Annotated in this window: 14 protein-coding genes; 2 read left to right on the plus strand and 12 right to left on the minus strand. The window is 51.3% G+C overall.

The window, feature by feature from the left end:
- Positions 1 to 23: 23 nt before the first annotated feature.
- On the minus strand, positions 24 to 482 hold the full coding sequence (hutP, locus tag CBE73_RS07430) for a histidine utilization transcription antiterminator HutP (protein WP_094093700.1): 459 nt from the start codon (positions 480 to 482) through the stop codon (positions 24 to 26).
- Positions 483 to 772: 290 nt separating this feature from the next.
- Here hutP and CBE73_RS07435 point away from each other — a divergent pair, with 290 nt between their 5' ends.
- Positions 773 to 1,378: a pentapeptide repeat-containing protein gene (locus CBE73_RS07435; RefSeq protein WP_094093701.1), complete on the plus strand. Its 606-nt coding sequence runs from the start codon at positions 773 to 775 to the stop codon at positions 1,376 to 1,378.
- A 184-nt stretch (positions 1,379 to 1,562) separates the two neighbouring features.
- Positions 1,563 to 1,661 (plus strand): YjcZ family sporulation protein, encoded by a 99-nt coding sequence (locus CBE73_RS07440; protein WP_157739440.1) that lies wholly within the window; start codon positions 1,563 to 1,565, stop codon positions 1,659 to 1,661.
- A 179-nt stretch (positions 1,662 to 1,840) separates the two neighbouring features.
- On the opposite strand, the gene CBE73_RS07445 is transcribed toward CBE73_RS07440, so the two are convergent.
- The 11 genes from CBE73_RS07445 to CBE73_RS07495 all read right to left on the minus strand — a co-directional run bounded on the left by CBE73_RS07445 (position 1,841) and on the right by CBE73_RS07495 (position 16,792).
- Positions 1,841 to 2,659 carry an SPL family radical SAM protein gene (locus tag CBE73_RS07445; RefSeq protein ID WP_094093703.1) on the minus strand — a complete coding sequence of 273 codons (819 nt, stop codon included), beginning with the start codon at positions 2,657 to 2,659 and terminating at the stop codon, positions 1,841 to 1,843.
- A 14-nt stretch (positions 2,660 to 2,673) separates the two neighbouring features.
- The gene (locus tag CBE73_RS07450; RefSeq protein ID WP_094093704.1) at positions 2,674 to 5,010 is read right to left on the minus strand and encodes a histidine kinase; all 2,337 of its coding nucleotides are present in this window, start codon (positions 5,008 to 5,010) and stop codon (positions 2,674 to 2,676) included.
- A 73-nt stretch (positions 5,011 to 5,083) separates the two neighbouring features.
- On the minus strand, positions 5,084 to 5,659 hold the full coding sequence (gene kdpC / locus CBE73_RS07455) for a potassium-transporting ATPase subunit KdpC (RefSeq protein WP_229752469.1): 576 nt from the start codon (positions 5,657 to 5,659) through the stop codon (positions 5,084 to 5,086).
- A 17-nt stretch (positions 5,660 to 5,676) separates the two neighbouring features.
- The gene (kdpB, locus tag CBE73_RS07460) at positions 5,677 to 7,704 is read right to left on the minus strand and encodes a potassium-transporting ATPase subunit KdpB (protein ID WP_094093705.1); all 2,028 of its coding nucleotides are present in this window, start codon (positions 7,702 to 7,704) and stop codon (positions 5,677 to 5,679) included.
- A 22-nt stretch (positions 7,705 to 7,726) separates the two neighbouring features.
- Positions 7,727 to 9,397, minus strand: a complete 1,671-nt coding sequence (gene kdpA, locus CBE73_RS07465) for a potassium-transporting ATPase subunit KdpA (protein WP_094096187.1) — start codon at positions 9,395 to 9,397, stop codon at positions 7,727 to 7,729.
- Positions 9,398 to 9,427: 30 nt separating this feature from the next.
- Positions 9,428 to 9,508, minus strand: a complete 81-nt coding sequence (gene kdpF / locus CBE73_RS22640) for a K(+)-transporting ATPase subunit F (RefSeq protein WP_094093706.1) — start codon at positions 9,506 to 9,508, stop codon at positions 9,428 to 9,430.
- A 404-nt stretch (positions 9,509 to 9,912) separates the two neighbouring features.
- Positions 9,913 to 10,620 carry a response regulator gene (locus CBE73_RS07475; RefSeq protein ID WP_094093707.1) on the minus strand — a complete coding sequence of 236 codons (708 nt, stop codon included), beginning with the start codon at positions 10,618 to 10,620 and terminating at the stop codon, positions 9,913 to 9,915.
- On the minus strand, positions 10,613 to 13,321 hold the full coding sequence (locus tag CBE73_RS07480; RefSeq protein ID WP_094093708.1) for a sensor histidine kinase: 2,709 nt from the start codon (positions 13,319 to 13,321) through the stop codon (positions 10,613 to 10,615). Before CBE73_RS07480 ends, CBE73_RS07475 begins: the two co-directional genes overlap by 8 nt.
- Positions 13,322 to 13,372: 51 nt before the next feature.
- Positions 13,373 to 14,170 carry an alpha/beta fold hydrolase gene (locus CBE73_RS07485; protein WP_094093709.1) on the minus strand — a complete coding sequence of 266 codons (798 nt, stop codon included), beginning with the start codon at positions 14,168 to 14,170 and terminating at the stop codon, positions 13,373 to 13,375.
- A 223-nt stretch (positions 14,171 to 14,393) separates the two neighbouring features.
- On the minus strand, positions 14,394 to 14,732 hold the full coding sequence (locus tag CBE73_RS07490) for an iron-sulfur cluster biosynthesis family protein (protein WP_094093710.1): 339 nt from the start codon (positions 14,730 to 14,732) through the stop codon (positions 14,394 to 14,396).
- 254 nt (positions 14,733 to 14,986) lie between these two features.
- Positions 14,987 to 16,792, minus strand: coding sequence for a sensor histidine kinase (locus CBE73_RS07495; protein ID WP_094093711.1), 1,806 nt, complete (start codon positions 16,790 to 16,792; stop codon positions 14,987 to 14,989).
- Positions 16,793 to 16,807 lie beyond the last annotated feature (15 nt).

Consider the following 16,807-nt stretch of genomic DNA (forward strand, 5'->3'; position numbering starts at 1 on the left):
AATCGCGATCTGCGGTCCTTCCGCTAAATATGGTTAAACCCAAAACCAACGGCCTCGTGTTCGAACCCTTTCTTCGGCGCCCCGATCGTGCCGTAGACGCTGACCGCAATCCATTCACCCTCATGTTTGACGGCGCCTTCCATCTTCCCGCGCACAATAGCGAAGGTCAAGCCCACCGTCCGTAAAATCTCGCCGAATTGCGTAACGCCGCGCCCCAGCGCCTGAATGGCTTCAATAATCGCATGATAAACAGCGTGAACCTCGCGATAGGAATTGCTGTCGATGATATGATTGTTCTTGGCCGCAGTCTCCATGGCCGCTACAACCTTCGTCATATCCATGGCCCCGACACGTCCGATCGTATATTTATACCCCTGCTCGGTCAGCTGCTTCTCGACTTCCTCCCGCCATTCATGCTCCTGCAGAACAGCCAGCAATAGAGATAACTTACCGATTGGAAAAACATTTGGTGAACCTGCCATTGTCTCCTTCTCCCCTTATCTTTAAATAACCTCGTACACGGAGGAGCCTGCTTCGAAGCTCACACGATTACTCTGCGGAACTCATGAAACCTCTGCTATAGAAACTAAAAAAATGCGCCCAAAAACAAGAACCCGCAAGGTCCCTCTTTAAAGCCCATTCTTTAGACTAAATATCTATTTGGGTACTATTAGCTTTCTCAAATATAACGCGGCGCAAGGTTTAAAGTCAATTGAACGCAGGTTCTTGACAGGCCTGTGCTATAGTGGAATTGAGAAAAAGGGGGACTCTCATGTTTCAGTACAGCCATCAACAATATTCGGAGATCAATTTCAGCAGCCAGGATTTGCGATACGGCGAGCTGACCGCCTGCACCTTCATCCGCTGCACGTTTCAGAACGGCAGCCTGGAAGAAATCATATCCAGCCACTGCCGGTTCGTGGAGTGTGACTTCCGCGGAGCTTCTTTGAATGGCTCCATCCATAAAGAATCGGCCTTTGAGAATTGCCGGTTTAACGGCGCCAATCTGTTTGTATCCAAATTCGAGGCCTGCAAAATGACGGGGTCCGACTTCTCGGGCGCCAGCCTGGACGGAATCACGATAGACGGCGGAGACTGGTCTTATACCAACCTTCGGCTGGCCCGCCTGGCGAAGCAGAACTTACGCGGAATCAAATTTCATGAAGCCGATTTGTCCGGGGCGGATTTGGACAAAGCCGATCTGCGGGATTGCGACTTAAGTATGGCTTTATTGGCAAAAGCCAACCTGCAGGGGACAGATTTGAGAGGCGCAGACATGGAGGGCGTCGATTTCAAAACTTTGACGCTTGCCGGTACGAAAATGGACCGGGAGCAGGCGGTATTGTTTTCCAAAGCGTATGGGGCCAAGATCGGGTAGAGGTAATGGAATGAAGCTTCCTTTCTTGGACTCTACTGGTTCAACCCAAACTTGTGTTTCCACAATAGAAACCGGGTTTATGCTTCGCTTGATCTTTCCTGCCGAATCGCCCTTCCCTTCTGAAGTCATGTTTCATATTCTATCTTGTAACCTGATATACATTTTGTCTGATAGGAGGGACTCCATGATGAGTGAAGGAGCAATCGGTTGGGGAACTTCGACTGCAGCTATTCTTGTTCTGTTTATCCTGCTCGTTATTATTTCCAAAGCTTTCTGGGTTTAAGGAAATAAGACAAGTAAAGGACAAGAACCGGAAGACCAAGAAACTGGGGACTTCTGTTTCAACGGCATGCACAACAAAGAAGGCCGCCTCTCCGGCAGCCTTCTTTGTTTGTTGTCCTCCAAATCAGAGGGCAGGATAGCGGACTCTCCAATCCGTTATAGCCCTCTCCCTTATCCCGTTTAAGGCTCAAAACCCTTCTGACTGACAAATACCTGCTCTGCACCAAAAACTTCCTTCATCCGGTGGAGAACTTCCAAATAAGCGGAAGGGTGATACCAATCCCGTCTACCGATTTGCTCATACAGATCAGAGAGCCCCAGCCGGCCGGTCCGTTTGCCGCCGCTGCCGTCGCCCATAAAATAGTCGTCCACGCATACCCGGTCCGTTACGCCGGCAAGCAGGCCGGCGAATGCCGGACTGCTCGGCAGCACCGGAGCAACGGTCGCCTGGGTGGCGATCCCCGCTTCCTTGAGCTTCCGAAGCGCTTTAAGACGTGCTGCGACCGGCGGCGCAGAAGGCGTAAAAAGGCGCCGTACCTGCTCCAGATCCGTTTCGACCGTCAGGCTGACCCTGACCCGGCTTCCCAGCCGCTGCAGCAGATCAGTGTCCCGGGTCACCAGCGGACTCCGGGTTTGGACAAGCAGAAAATCCGGCGGCTCGGCGGCCATGACCTCCAGCAGCGCCCGCGTAACCCGCTCCTTGTATTCGGCGGGCTGGTAGGGATCGGTGCTGGAGGACATAAAAATCGTCACTTTGCCTTTCTTTTTGGCTCTGGCCAGCTCTTTCGCCAGCAGCTCGGCGGCTCCCTGCTTGACATCCACCCAGCTTCCCCATTCCAGAGGCCGGAACAGGGAAACCGGCATCTGCCTTACATAACAATAAGAGCAGGCGAACGAGCAGCCGGTATACGGGTTGAGCGAATGGGTGTAGCCGGCCAGAAAGCCTGTTCCTTTATTTAACAGGCTTTTCGGCTGTTTATACTGCAGTTCTGTTCCCATTGTGATCCCCCTTTTCACGACTCCCGTTTGATATTCGGATTATAATCGTCTACGACCAAAATGTCCAAATGTCTGGCAATCCTGAGCAGCTTTCGGGTAGTGATCCCTTCCCGGATCCGGCTCCGCCAATTCCGTCCGTTTGGGCCGATGATCAGCTGCGTCGCCCGGCATTCGTCCGCTTTAGCCAGTAAAACCTCGGCTTCCTGAAAGGGAGAGCCAGAGGACGCGATTTCGAAGGTTCCGCCCAGACGTTCGGTCAGGCTTTGCAGCGATTCGATTTTTTTCCGCTCCTCCTCCCCGATGCTCCTGCCGGACTGGAGATAAGCGACCTTCCAGCCCGCCTTCAGCCGGTAGGCAATCCGGAATCCTCTGCGGATGAGCTTCTCGGCGCTTGGAGTCAGCTTTACGCAGACAAAAATAAATTCCCTTTTGTTCCATGGGCCGCGCAGCGAGCTTTTTCGTTCCCAGGCCTCCAGCCGTTCATCCACATCATCCGCGATTTCGCGAAGGGCCAGCTCTCTCAGCGCGATCAGGTTCCCGATCTTGAAGAAATGGTCCAAAGCCTGCTGGATTTTCTCGGAGGCATATATTTTCCCGGCTTTCATGCGGGTTTGCAGAGCCTGGGGAGCCACATCGATCAACTCCACCTCGTCGGCCATGCGTAAAATCGAATCCGGCACGGTTTCCCGTACCCGGACGCCTGTAATTTGCTCGACCGAATCGTTAAGGCTTTCCAGATGCTGAACGTTAACCGTGGATATGACGGATATGCCTGCGTTCAAAATGTCCAGAATATCTTCGTAACGCTTTTTATGCTTGCTGCCCGGGACATTGGTGTGAGCCAGCTCATCGACCAGCACCAGCTCCGGATTCCGCTTGAGGATCGCCGCCGTATCCATCTCGGTGAGATTAGCGCCTCCATAAGAAAGAGTCATTCGTTCAATCACGGGCAGGTCCGAAACCTGCCCGGCGGTTTCCGCCCGGCCATGGGTTTCCAGGTATCCGATGACGACGTCGGTTCCCTTTTTCAGCAGGTGGTTTCCTTCGCGCAGCATCGTGTACGTTTTGCCCACCCCCGGCGCAGCGCCGATATAAACCTTAAACCCGCCGCGGGTCATCCGGCCGATCCGTTCATCGACCTCCCGGCTGCTTAGCCGGTGGTACAAGGATCCTTGCCGGGAAACGGAAGCGGCCATTTTGGCCGGCATGATCCGCTCTCCTTGATGCGCGGCCCGGTCAGCCACAATAAAAATGTCCATATTCCGCGATTTTCTAAGAATCTGATAGACGACGGAGCCCTGCAGCAGCTCCTGCCAAAACGTTTGTTTCGAATGGCCGATGAGAATGCGGGTCACGCTGTGATCGAGGGCGTACCGGATGAGCTGATCCGGCAGCCTCCGTCTGGCATGCAGCGTCAGCTCCGCAAATTGGGCGCCCACCTTGTCGATCAGTTTGGTCATCGACTGTTTAAAGGCCAGCTGCTCTTTGCTCGGCCGCCGGTCCTTGCGGACAAAAGTGACTACGTGAAGGTCCCCGTTTAACCGTTTGGCCACCTGCTGCCCGCGCCGGATATAAATAGACCCGTTCCAATGGTATTGGGTTGAAACCAAAATGCGCTCGGCAGCTCCGGACGGCCCCAGCATCCCCATTTCCTCCCGATGTTTCTCCAGGGAATCGTTGACGCCTTCGGCCACGAGCCGCAGGGCAAGCTCACGCAGCACGCCCAGGTTGCCCCGCTCAAACCAGGGAGCAGCCGAGCTGTTCTTCAGGTTTCCTTCCGAAAATCGCTGAAGCAGCGTCTCCGGGGTGACATCGATCAGGCGGACTTCGTCAGCCAGCTCCAGCAGATTGGCCGGGATAGTTTCCTCTACCTTGATATTCACATATTTTTGGGCAAGCTCCCGGACTCCTTCAAGTTCGTAGACGTTGACGGTAGTCATGACGCTGATGCCGCGGGCAAGCAGCTCCTGGATATCGTCCCATCGGGTCGGACGCTCCGCTCCCGGCCGGTTGCGGTGGGCAAGTCCATCCACCAGTACCACTTCCGGATTGCGCTCCAGCAGCGCCTCCATGTTCAGGTCCTTTTTCTTGATCCCATCCGATATCCACGGAATGCTGGGCACCCGCTCCAGCCCCCGCAGCTGCTCCATCGTTTCCGGACGCTGCAGGGTGGATACCGCGCAGATCACCACGTCGATTCCCTGATCCTTTAAGGCAGCGCCCTCCCGGAGCATATGATAAGTTTTTCCGGTGCCGCTCACGGCCCCGATAAAAATTTTCAACCGGCCGCGATGCAGCTTGGAGATTGACAGCAAAATTTCCTCAGGGCTTTTCCTACGATAATTGTCCAAGCGACCATTTCCCCTTTGATCCGCAGCTTGTTCATGATCTGAACTCATTTTGAATGCCGGGCATGGAAGGCCCTTATTTCCCCGCTGCCGCTTGCTGCACATCGAGGTTCAGAAGCAGCACATTAACGACAGGTTCGCTGAACAGCCCAAGGTCTCTGCCCTTCGTATGCTGGTTGACCAGCTCCTGCAGCTGATCCGCCGGTATGCCCGTGTTGGCGCTGACGCGCGGAATCTGAACTTCGGCTGCGGCTACACTGATGTCCGGATCCAACCCGGAACCGGAGTTCGTGATCAGGTCGATCGGCAGCTCGGAGACGGGAATCTGCGGATTTTCCTTCTCCCAAACCCGCACGGCTTCCTCGGTACGTTGGATCATCTCCGGATTGGACGGCGCGTAATTGGGCGTCCCGGAAGAAGCCGCATTGTAATCAATGCTGGAGATTCTTCCATGGAACAAGGCAGGCGAAGTAAACGATTGCCCGATCAGCTCGGAGCCGATCAATTGATGATTCGCATCATATACCAGACTACCGTCTGCTTTACCAGGCATAAAAGCCTGGGCAATTCCCGTTACGACAAGCTGGTAAACCACCACAAGGAGGATCAGGGCCAAACTTGTTCTTAAGGTTACCGTTAGGGTCTTCATCATTTTTAGCTCCTCCTTCCCTAAACCATGAATTGAACTAGCAGATCAATCAATTTGATGCCGATAAACGGCACGATGACGCCGCCCAGCCCGTAAACCAGCAGATTGCGGCCCAGAAGCCGGGAAGAGCTCATCGGTTTATAAGCGACTCCTCTCATAGCCAGCGGAATCAGCAGCGGAATAATGACCGCGTTAAAAATCAAAGCGGACAAGATCGCCGACAGCGGCGAATGGAGCCGCATAATATTCAGGGATTCCATCTCCGGAATCGCCATCATAAACATAGCCGGAATAATAGCAAAATATTTGGCAATGTCATTAGCGATGCTGAAGGTCGTCAAGGCCCCGCGCGTCATCAGCAGCTGCTTGCCGATGGAAACCACTTCGATGATCTTGGAAGGATCGGAATCCAGATCGACCATGTTGGCCGCTTCCTTCGCAGCGACGGTGCCGCTGTTCATCGCAATTCCGACGTCCGCCTGAGCCAGCGCCGGCGCATCGTTGGTTCCGTCGCCGGTCATGGCAACCAGCTTCCCTTCCGCCTGCTCTTTGCGGATCACGGCGATTTTGTCCTCCGGTTTGCTTTCGGCGATAAAGGCGTCGACTCCGGCTTCCGCCGCGATCGTCGCCGCCGTCAGCGGGTTGTCGCCCGTACACATGATCGTTTTGATGCCCATTTTTCTCATCTGGTCAAACCGTTCGCGCATTCCCGGTTTGACCGTATCTTTCAGATAAATGAGGCCCAGTATATGTTGATCGACGGCAACGGCTAACGGCGTGCCGCCTGCCGAAGCGATCGCATCGGATTTCTCCTGCAAATCGCGCGGAATCTGTCCCCCCTGCTCGGCCGCCCACTTTTTGACGGCATCCACGGCGCCTTTGCGGACCTTGCGTCCATCCGTCAAATCCACGCCGCTCATGCGGGTTTCCGCTTTAAATTCTATAAAGGCCGCCCCATCGGCCAATTGCGGCTGATAAGAGAGGTTCAGCTTGTTCAGCAGTTCCAAGACGGATCGTCCTTCCGGGGTTTCGTCTTTCACGGAGCTGAGCGCCGCTATTTCCGCAACCTCGGCCACGCTGCGCTGCCCCGCCGGGACAAACTCGCTGGCCATCCGGTTCCCGTAGGTGATCGTCCCTGTTTTATCCAAAATAATCGTGTTAATATCCCCCGAGGCTTCTACGGCTTTACCGGACATCGCCAGCACATTAAACTGGGTGACCCGGTCCATGCCGGCAATGCCGATAGCGGACAGCAGCCCGCCGATGGTGGTCGGAATCAGGCAGACCAGCAAAGCGATCAGCACCGGAATTTCCAACTGAATGCCCAGATAATCGGACATAAACGGCAGGGTTACTACGACGATCAGAAAAATCAGCGTCATGCTGACCAGCACGGTATTCAGCGCAATTTCATTCGGCGTTTTTTGCCGTTTCGCCCCTTCGACGAGGGAGATCATCCGGTCCAGGAAGGATTCGCCAGGGTCGCTGGAGATTCGGACTTTGATTCTGTCGCTGATCACCTTCGTGCCGCCGGTTACGGAGCTGAAGTCGCCGCCCGCTTCTTTAATGACCGGCGCTGATTCCCCGGTGATGGCCGATTCGTCGACCGAAGCCAATCCCTCGATCACCTCGCCGTCTCCCGGAATCATTTCCCCTTGGGAAACAACAACGACGTCCCCCTTGCGCAGCTCCGTGGAGGGTACCAGCTTGATGCCGCTGCCGTTCACTTTGTTCGCCATAATTTCTTTTTTGGTTTTCTTTAATGAATCGGCCTGCGCTTTCCCCCGGCCTTCGGCCAAAGCTTCCGCAAAGTTGGCGAACAGCACCGTAAACAGCAGGATCAAAGCTACGGCCAGATTAAATCCGGATGAAACCGATCCGTAAAAAGCATCCGGCACAAAAACCAGAAACAAAGTGATCATAAACCCGATTTCAACCACAAACATGACGGGATTCCGGACCATGATCCGGGGATCCAGCTTGATGACGGATTGTTTTACTGCCTGCCGGACGATTTCGCCGGACAATGCACTTTTTTTCGTACTCATTTCTCGACTCCTCCAATATGCGCTAAGGTTTCAAGGTCAAAAATTCAGCAATCGGTCCAAGCGCAAGCGCCGGGAAAAAGGTCAATGCGCCAACAATAACAGCAGCGCCGACAAAGACGGTTCCAAAAAGCGCGTTATCGGTGCGGAAGGTTCCCGAAGATTCAGGCACGGTTTTCTTGACGACCAGCGATCCGGCGACGGCCAGCATGGCGATGATGGAAAAATACCGTCCGAAGAAAATCACCAGTCCGGTCGATATGTTCCAATACGGCGTTGCGTCTCCCAGGCCTTCGAACCCGGAACCGTTGTTGGCGGCCGAAGAGGTGTACTCATACAAAGCTTGGCTGAGTCCATGGAAACCCGGGTTGGACAGCGTATCGGCATGCGCAAACAAAGCGATCGCGGTCGGCACCAGAACCAGCAGCGGGCTTATGATCAAGTTGACGGCGATGAGCTTCATCTCTTTGCCTTCGATTTTTCTGCCCAGGAATTCCGGTGTTCGTCCGACCATCAGCCCGGACAGGAAAACCGCAATCATCGCGTACATCAAAACGTTTATAAATCCGGCTCCGACGCCTCCGAACACAGTGTTCAGCATCATATTCGCAAAAGCGACCAATCCGCCTATAGGCGTCAAAGAGTCGTGCATCGTATTTACGGCGCCTGTCTCTGATGCGGTCGTCACGACAGCGTAAAGCGTCGATTGCGCCATTCCGAAGCGGGCTTCCTTCCCTTCCATGGAACCCTGGTCATGCTGAATGCCCATCGCATTCAGGACCGGGTTGCCTGCGCTTTCGCTGGCCAGGGCCACGCCGAGCAGCACGATAAACATCATCGCCATGGAGACAAACAACACGCGCCCTTGCTTGGCATTGCCCACCATTTTTCCGTAAGTAAACGGAAGCGCCGTTCCCAGCAGCAGCATGAGCAAAATTTGCAGCAAATTGCTGATGCCGTTCGGGTTCTCAAATGGATGTGCGGAGTTGACTCCAAAAAATCCCCCGCCGTTGTTTCCGAACTCCTTTATCGACAGGAATGAAGCGACAGGCCCGCGGGCAATTTCCTGTTTGGCCCCTTCCAGCGTTGTAGCTACCGCGGTCGGTTCCAGCGTTTGCGGAACGCCCAAAGCCACAAAGACAACCGCCATCACCAGGGATACCGGCAAAAGAATGCGGGTAATGCCCCGGATGAAGTCCACAAAAAAGTTGCCGAGCGGCTTGCCGGAAATGCCCCGGATAAATGCGATCGCCGCAGCCAGTGCGGAAGCCGGAGCGGCAAACATCAAGAAGATGATGGCCACCATTTGCGACAGATAGGAAAGCCCCGTCTCCCCGCTGTAATGCTGGAGGTTGGTATTCGTCATAAAGCTGATCGCCGTATTAAAAGCGAGCGTAGGCTCCATGGAGGCTACATGGCTCGGGTTCAGCGGCAGGCTGCCCTGAAACCGGAAGATCAAGTAGACGATCAGGATCATCACGCAGTTGCTGAGCAGCAAGGACAGTGCATATTGCTTCCAGCCCTGATTGTCCTTGCGTATGCCGCTGACAGAATAGATAGGCTTCTCCAGCCAGCCAAAGCCGCGGTCCAGACCGGTTGGTTCATAATTAAAAGCCTTCGCTATATACAGGCCCGCCGGACGGGCGAGCAATAGCGATATTAGTAAGGTGATTGCTATGGCAATCCAGTTTTCAATACTCACAGGGAACCCCTCCTGAAATCGTAGCTAAAATTCTTCCGGATGAATAAGCGCATAAGTTAAATAAAGAAACAACGCAGCTGTCAAAGCCAGCAGTACCCAGATCATCGTGGTTCACTTCCTTCATCGACCACGGCCGAAGCCCAGGCCGTGAAGCCGATCAGCGAGAGGGCAATCAGCAGCAGGATCACGATCATATACAGGTCCATCATGGGTTTGGTCCTCCTCTTCCTTGGGATTAGAGTATAGTTCGAAGCATGAAGATCCTGTTAAGGCAGTCATAGGTTTCACCCCTTATTTCCCCTTTCGAGCTAAGGGTATCATTTTCGCCATTAGCATAGGATTAGAACTCGAGCCGCTTAATAAAGATCAAATTAAGATGGCCGGTTATTCATCCGAAGACAGCAAAAAACCATGCCTCTGGGAAGAAGCATGGTTCCGTTCGCGGATACGGTAAAGGCCTGGGAATGAGTGTAGATATGGGAATTCTTCACCTTAATCCGGCCTTATTTTTATTCCTCGGAAAGCTGAAGCATCCGGTAGCCGACCCCGATATGCGTCTGAATAAACTTGTTCTGGGACGATGTTTTTTCGATCTTCTTGCGCAAGGTGGCCATAAAGACCCGGAGGGCCGGAATGTCATACGAATGACTGCCCCAGATTTCATTGATCATATAATTATACGTCAATACTTTCCCGGAATTTTTGGCCAGCAGGCACAGAATTTTGTATTCGCTTGGCGTCAGGTGCACCTCTTCCCCGGACAACCAGACGCAGCCTGCGCTGTAATCGATTTTGAGGCTGCCGTTCGTATAGATGGAAGAGTCGCTCAGCAGCTTCGTGCTGTCGTTCCGGATTCTCCGCAGACTGACTCTCAGCCGGGCGAGCAGTTCTTCCACGCTGAACGGTTTGGTCAGATAATCGTCCGCCCCCGCATCCAGCGCTTCGATTTTATCGCGGTCTTCACTGCGGGCGCTGACCACAATAATCGGCAAATTGGACCAGGTGCGGATCTTGCGGATAATTTCAACCCCGTCTATATCCGGCAGCCCCAAATCCAGAATCATCAAATCCGGCGCTCTGGAGAGCGTCTCCAGAATAGAGGCCTCTCCCGTATGCGCCGTCAAATATTTATAACCTTGGGTTTCCAGTGTTGTCGTAATCAGTTTCCGGATCGGCTTGTCATCTTCCACGACCAGAATAACCGGTTTATTATTCATGAATATCCACCTCTTCCGCATACAAAGTGAAATAGAATACACTTCCGCGGGGCTCATGGTCTCTTACCCCGATGGTCCCGCCATGTGCCTGGATAATCGATTGGCATAAGGCAAGGCCCAGTCCAAGCCCTCGTCTGCCGTCTGCTGAACTGTTGTTCCCCGTATAGAACATTTCAAACAACCGCTCTTTATCGGCATCCGGTATACCCGGACCATCGTCCGAAACTTCAACGAGAATCCATTCCCCGCTTCTCTTCGCGGATATTCGAATGATAGAACCGTCCTGCGTATATTTGATGGCATTGTCCACCAGATTGATCAAAACCTGGACAACAAGCCGGGAATCCATTTTTGCCATTAACAGCTCGTCTTCCAGATCCGTCTGAATTTCATGCTTCTGGCTGTTCCGGGTTACGTGACGCATCGCTTCCGTGATGACATCGTCCACCAGTTCTGCCTGAAGATTCAGCTTCATTGTTCCGTTGTCGATCCTGCTTATCGATAACAGATTCTCTACCAGGTTAATCAGCCAGATGGAATCGTCATAAATATCCGCATACAGTCCGGTCCGCTGCTCTTCATCCAGCACCTTGGAGTTGCTCAGCAAAATGCCGGCATTCCCCAAGATACTGGTCAATGGTGTCCGTAAATCATGGGAGATAGAGCGCAGCAGATTGGCGCGCAGCTGCTCCTGACGAATTTGCATGGAAATCTCTTTCTGCTGTTCGTTTAACTGTTCCTTTTCCAGTGCAAGCGCGCATTCGCCCAGCATCGCGATCACAAGGCTTTGTTCAAAGGAGTCGAGCGGGTCCCCTTCATCCATTGCAATAGCTGAAACGGCCAGCACTCCCTCGCCGCCCCGGACGGCGTGATAGAGACATTCGGCTCCGAAGAAGGTATCTGTCGTTGCGCCGGCTCTTTTATTGTTGGTAAACACCCAGTTGGCCACAGCCTTCTCGTTGTCCCCCGTATAGAGCGCCCGATCCTTCGATTCTTCCCCGCCCGGGAACACAATCGGCTCGGACAGTTTGTTCAGATCCACAGGGTAAAAAATAACCGTCCGCCCCAGCAGCTTGACGAGCTGCCGGGCGGTTTCTTCAATGATCGCAGCCGCATTGCCGGCCTGCTGCAATTTGCGGCTCGTCTCCAGCAAAATTTCGGTACGGTAAGCTTTCTGTGCGGCAATTCGGGCCTGCTCCCTGACCCGCATCGTTAAAGTGCTGGTCAGGATTGAGGCGGCCAGCATCACTACAAACGTGATCAAATAACCGGAATCATAGGTTTTAAGTGAATAATAAGGCTCTGTAAAGAAGTAATTGAATACGATAACGCTCAAAATAGACAGAAGCGCGCTGTATAACCTGCCCTTTGTTATTGTGGCATTTAGAAGAACGCCCAGCAGATAAACCGTAATGATGTTGGCTTCCCGGAAGCCCAGGTGCTGGAACCAGACGCCAATGAGCGTGCAGAAGAGCAAAACCAACAAACTTTTTATCGAATCTCTAAAAGAAAATGCAGGCGGTTTTATCGGTAATCCGGTACTCTTGACGCCTTCGGTCCCGATGTACGGAATAATATACGTTTCCATATGCGGAACCAGCGGGATCAGTTTGTCGATCAAAGAAGACTTATGCACCCCCCGCTTGCGATCGGGAGAACGTCCCAGCACCAGCTTGGTCACCCCGCTCATCTTGACATATTCGGCAATTTGAACCGGAATATCTTCGCCATAGACGGTCGCAATTTGCGCCCCAAGCTGCTCCGCCAGTTTAAGATTTTCCCGCAGCTGCATTTTCTTCAAATGTTCATTGTCTCTTGTCCCTTTTGATTCCCGTTCAGGGGCTTCCACATACAGGGCCGTAAACTGGCTGTGGAACACTTCCGCCATTCTTGCGGCAGTCCGGATGACCTTCTGGTTTGAAGGAGCAGAGGAAAGGCACACCAGAATATGATCCTGATAATACTTATCCTCTTTCTTTGTCTCTTCATTGATGAGTAAGGCTATCCGTCTTAACTGCCGGGCCGTGATTTTCAGGGCGATTTCCCGCAGCGGCTTTAGCTTCTCGAGAACATAAAGGCTGGAGAAATCCCGCTCCCCCTGCATCAGCTCATCCGGATGCATCCGGCCCTTTTGGAAACGTTCAACGACCTTATCTAAATCTGCATCCACCAGTTCAATCTGGTCGGCACGCTCAAACACATTGTCAGGTATTCGTTCATCAACGGATATTTCAGTAATCGAAGTGATGATATCGGTCAAGCTTTCGATTTCCTGAATATCCAATGTGGTATAGACGTGGATACCCGCGCGAAGCAGCTCCTCCACATCCTGATATCTTCTTTTATGCCTGCAGCCCTCCGCATTGACATGAGCCAGCTGATCCAGCAAAACAATGTCCGGCTTGCGCTCCAGCGCGGCATCGAGATTAAAATCATGAAAGACTCCCTTACTTTTAGAAGCAGAAATTTGAAGCGGTTCAAGCCTGCCCAGTCCCGATGAAGTCATCCGGGAATAGTCGCCGATATCACCGAGGACCACATCCATCCCGTTCTGCGCGTCCCTTCGGGCGGCATGAAGCATCGCCCCTGCCTTGGCCGAACCTGGAAGGTAACCGAGGAAAATGCTGAGTTTCCCCCTCGTTCTCCTCTTAGAGGAATCGAGTACGGAATCATGATTATCTTGTATGGAATCCGTTGGCATAACTGGCCCGCTTTCTTAAAGAAATGATGTATAGTGGAAAACTCCAAATGATTACTGCGTTACGCTTGTTTCCAGAAACGACCGGACCACCTGATTAAATAGATCCGGCTGACATAAATTGCTCGGGGACAGGGAATCCGATATCACACCGAATTGGGCATTTCGAATTCGAGCCGCCAGAGCTTCCATCTTATGGAGCTCATATTCCGAAGAGTCGGCAGCCAAACAAAGCACGGGTTTGCTAAAGAGCTCCATAGAGGTGGGAAGATGGGCCAGGGCCATCGCTATTCTTTGTTTATATAATTCCCTGGGGCGTTTTTCAAGCATACTTCTGCGAATCACCTGATAAGCTGGTCTCCATCGTTGATAAGACAAACGCAGAGCAGGCAGAATCCATTCGCTTGGGGCATAATAAGTGACCCAGCTGCAGTAGGCCGCAGCGAGTTGAATTTTTCTAAGTGTACCTGAGGTTTCCGCTTCCGGCGAGATGCTGTCTACGATAACCAGCGCTTTCACCCGATTAGGATATGAACTTGCCAAATGCTGAACAAGAATGCCCCCGTAAGAAACGCCTACAAACACCGCTTCGCGGATCTGCAGTTCATTCAGAAGAATAATTAAATCCGTACACTGCGTATCCAGAATTTCCTCTTTGGATTGCGACAGTTTCCCCGATTTCCCGTTGCCGCGCAGATCGCACACAATAACTTTATAATTCTCGGAGAAATAGTCCATCTGTTCCCGAAACATGGAATGGGTCAGTCCATGACCATGAACAAAAACGATAGGTACGCCGTTACCTTTCATCTCATAATAAAGTTTGGTTCCATTTAGATTGGCAAATGGCATCCTTTTCACCTCAATTTCCGAACCTATATAACCAGCACATCAATTCATCATGCCAGTATAACATTGTGGAAATTAAGGCTGTATTTAGCTTCATGGCAAAGATATTAAGATCGTATTAAGATTTGAAAATAAAAAATGGCCTCCAATGATCAGAATCATCAGGGGCCATTTAACCGCTCAAGTCTTTTATTCCATTTAAGTTAAACTCCATAAAATCGTATTCTTAAACCGCCTTGTTCAAGTTAACCCGTCTGTCTTTAATGATCACATGATCGCTGTAAAGCATCGAGTCGCTGCTCAAACGGAAGCTTGGGAATGTCGGATGCCCTTTAAGCCGCAAAGTTTGCTCGAAATAGATCTCCTGCTGGGAGTCCACCAGAAACGAGAATGCTTCCGATTCGATCGGTTTGTCTGCAGCTTCCGGTTCGCTCAAGAGCAAGATATTAAAGATCCCGCCGGTTGCGCAGCCTTCATTTTCAGTAATCAATTTAAAATATCCTTGTTGACCGTTCAGTGCTTTCTCCAATTTCTCTCTGGCAATCGAATCGAATTCTACTCTCATTGTAATCTTCTCCTTTGTTTATGAATTTATATCTCATTGTGTTCTAACCAGTTCGTAACAATTATATTGCTTACAATTTAGTTTTACACCATATTATAACCGATGTCAACCCTTTATTCGATTGAACAGGCAAACCGTGTAAGCCTATTTTTTACCCTTTCTGTTAAAAAAAGAAACAGCCCTGCCCCTTCATCGGCAAAGCTGCTCTACTTTTAACTTATTACAATTAACTTTTGTCACGTTAACTTTCGTTATTAACCCATAGCTGCCCGGTCATCCTGCACATTAACCGAATCTTTAATAACCAGCTCTTTAGGCGCTAAAGGAATTTCAATGGTGAAGCAGGTCAATTCGTCCGTGCTCTCCAGCAGTACCCGTCCGTTATAGGAGGCCGTAATTTGTTTGACTATAGCCAGCCCCAAACCGCTGTTGCTCTTCTTCGGTTTCGTCGAGAAGCCATGCTCGAAGATTTGCTCGCGGATTTCCTCAGGAATCGGCTCTCCGTTATTCAACACCTGCATGATCAGCGTCTTCTGCTCCACATAAGCCAGCATGGTTACGCGGCGCCGGCTCTCTTCCATGTCCTGTACGGCGTAAAAGGCATTATCGATCAAATTGCCCGCAATCCGTACAAGGTTCGTTATTTTCACAATATCGAGATTAAGCTGGGCAAAATGGGTGAAGCGGTATTCGAAGGAAATTTTCCGCTCCAAAGCCTGAGCCGTCTTGGCTTGAATCAGTCCGTTAAAAGCCGGTATCGGAATATCAATAATATCATTAAGCGATTTATTAATATGGGACAAGCTTTGCAGATACTGTTCGAGCTCGTTGTATTTCTTGATCTTGGCTAAACCCGACATGGCAAAAATGTGATTCACAAAGTCATGCCGGTATTCTTTCACCGTTTTGAACAAGCTGTCGATGTTCTGCAGATACATTTGCTGCACATCGTCCACAAGCTCTGTTTGGTTGCGGATGTAGCGGACAACCGCAACAAGCATAAGCGCGCCGATCAGGACAAAGATCAACCCGACAATGGAAATCCGGATTTCTTTGTGCACCAGATCAGAAGTCATCTTGTCCATATCCGAGGTTACAATAATGAGCATCCGGTCAAAACCTTTGTTAACGTTATCCTGGAGCGTAATCGGGGAATACGTTCGAAGAACCATGCGCCCGTTAATCTCCATAACTTTATGCACTTTCTCCATCTTGGCAAAAGCTTTTTCGGCTAACGCCTGATCACTGGGCGAGGTATAAGTATAATCACCATACAAAACCATACGTTCCGAATGCCATTCCGGATTGCCCGGTATAGGGGCTTTCCATTCGCCCTGCAGGATTTTGTCGTTCAGGATGCCAACCTCCAGCACCAGCGGATTGTTTTTCTCCTGGTCAGCAATGTTAAACTCTACGCCTGCCTGATCGTGAAACCGATTAATAATATCTTCAGAAATATAAGGATCAATCAGATAGTCAGTTGTTCCATCATTATAATACCCCCATTTACTGATCCGGGTCGGATCCGCAGTGGAGGTATCGTAAGGACCGGCCCAAAAATGAGGTAAATTCTCACCGAAGTTCTCGATAGGCGTTGCTTCGTGTTTCTCCATAAGCTCCGCGAACACCTTGTTCCATTTGCCGCTTCCCCACGTTTCCGTAGTCAACCCGATTTCTTTGGGATCACTGGATTTGGCGCCGATAAAATTGTTCTGATCTTTCAGATATTTAAACAAGGTCAAGCCTTCGATGCCTAATTTATTTTTAACTTGGATCAGCTGTTCGTTCGTGACATCCTCCAGTTTATGCGGCAGCATGCCCTGAGCGCTTATGGAAGCCATACGGAGCTTGTCCGCCAGAACTTCCTCAAACAGCATTTCCCCTTTTTGCGTGATTTCCAGAGAAGATTTAATATGGGAAGTCATGATTTCTATATTTTGCTTCTGACCGTCCAGCAGCGTGTTTCTCATGGTGTAATAATAGATGCCGTTCAACAAAAGCAGCAGCACCGCCGTAGCCAAAATATACGTGATCATTAACTTTCTGAACCTTAAATTCATTAAGACGATTCTCCT

Origin of the sequence: Paenibacillus physcomitrellae, from assembly GCF_002240225.1 — a bacterium.
In the GTDB taxonomy this organism is placed as follows: Bacteria; Bacillota; Bacilli; order Paenibacillales; family Paenibacillaceae; genus Fontibacillus; species Fontibacillus physcomitrellae.

Bases quoted from the DNA above. Each gene is read 5' to 3' on its own strand.
- CBE73_RS07495 (WP_094093711.1), bottom strand. From the start codon at position 16,792: ATGAATTTAAGGTTCAGAAAGTTAATGATCACGTATATTTTGGCTACG.
- kdpB (WP_094093705.1), bottom strand. From the start codon at position 7,704: ATGAGTACGAAAAAAAGTGCATTGTCCGGCGAAATCGTCCGGCAGGCA.
- kdpF (WP_094093706.1), bottom strand. From the start codon at position 9,508: ATGATCTGGGTACTGCTGGCTTTGACAGCTGCGTTGTTTCTTTATTTA.
- CBE73_RS07475 (WP_094093707.1), bottom strand. From the start codon at position 10,620: ATGAATAATAAACCGGTTATTCTGGTCGTGGAAGATGACAAGCCGATC.
- CBE73_RS07480 (WP_094093708.1), bottom strand. From the start codon at position 13,321: ATGCCAACGGATTCCATACAAGATAATCATGATTCCGTACTCGATTCC.
- hutP (WP_094093700.1), bottom strand. From the start codon at position 482: ATGGCAGGTTCACCAAATGTTTTTCCAATCGGTAAGTTATCTCTATTG.
- CBE73_RS07490 (WP_094093710.1), bottom strand. From the start codon at position 14,732: ATGAGAGTAGAATTCGATTCGATTGCCAGAGAGAAATTGGAGAAAGCA.
- CBE73_RS07485 (WP_094093709.1), bottom strand. From the start codon at position 14,170: ATGCCATTTGCCAATCTAAATGGAACCAAACTTTATTATGAGATGAAA.
- CBE73_RS07435 (WP_094093701.1), top strand. From the start codon at position 773: ATGTTTCAGTACAGCCATCAACAATATTCGGAGATCAATTTCAGCAGC.
- CBE73_RS07440 (WP_157739440.1), top strand. From the start codon at position 1,563: ATGATGAGTGAAGGAGCAATCGGTTGGGGAACTTCGACTGCAGCTATT.
- kdpC (WP_229752469.1), bottom strand. From the start codon at position 5,659: ATGATGAAGACCCTAACGGTAACCTTAAGAACAAGTTTGGCCCTGATC.
- CBE73_RS07445 (WP_094093703.1), bottom strand. From the start codon at position 2,659: ATGGGAACAGAACTGCAGTATAAACAGCCGAAAAGCCTGTTAAATAAA.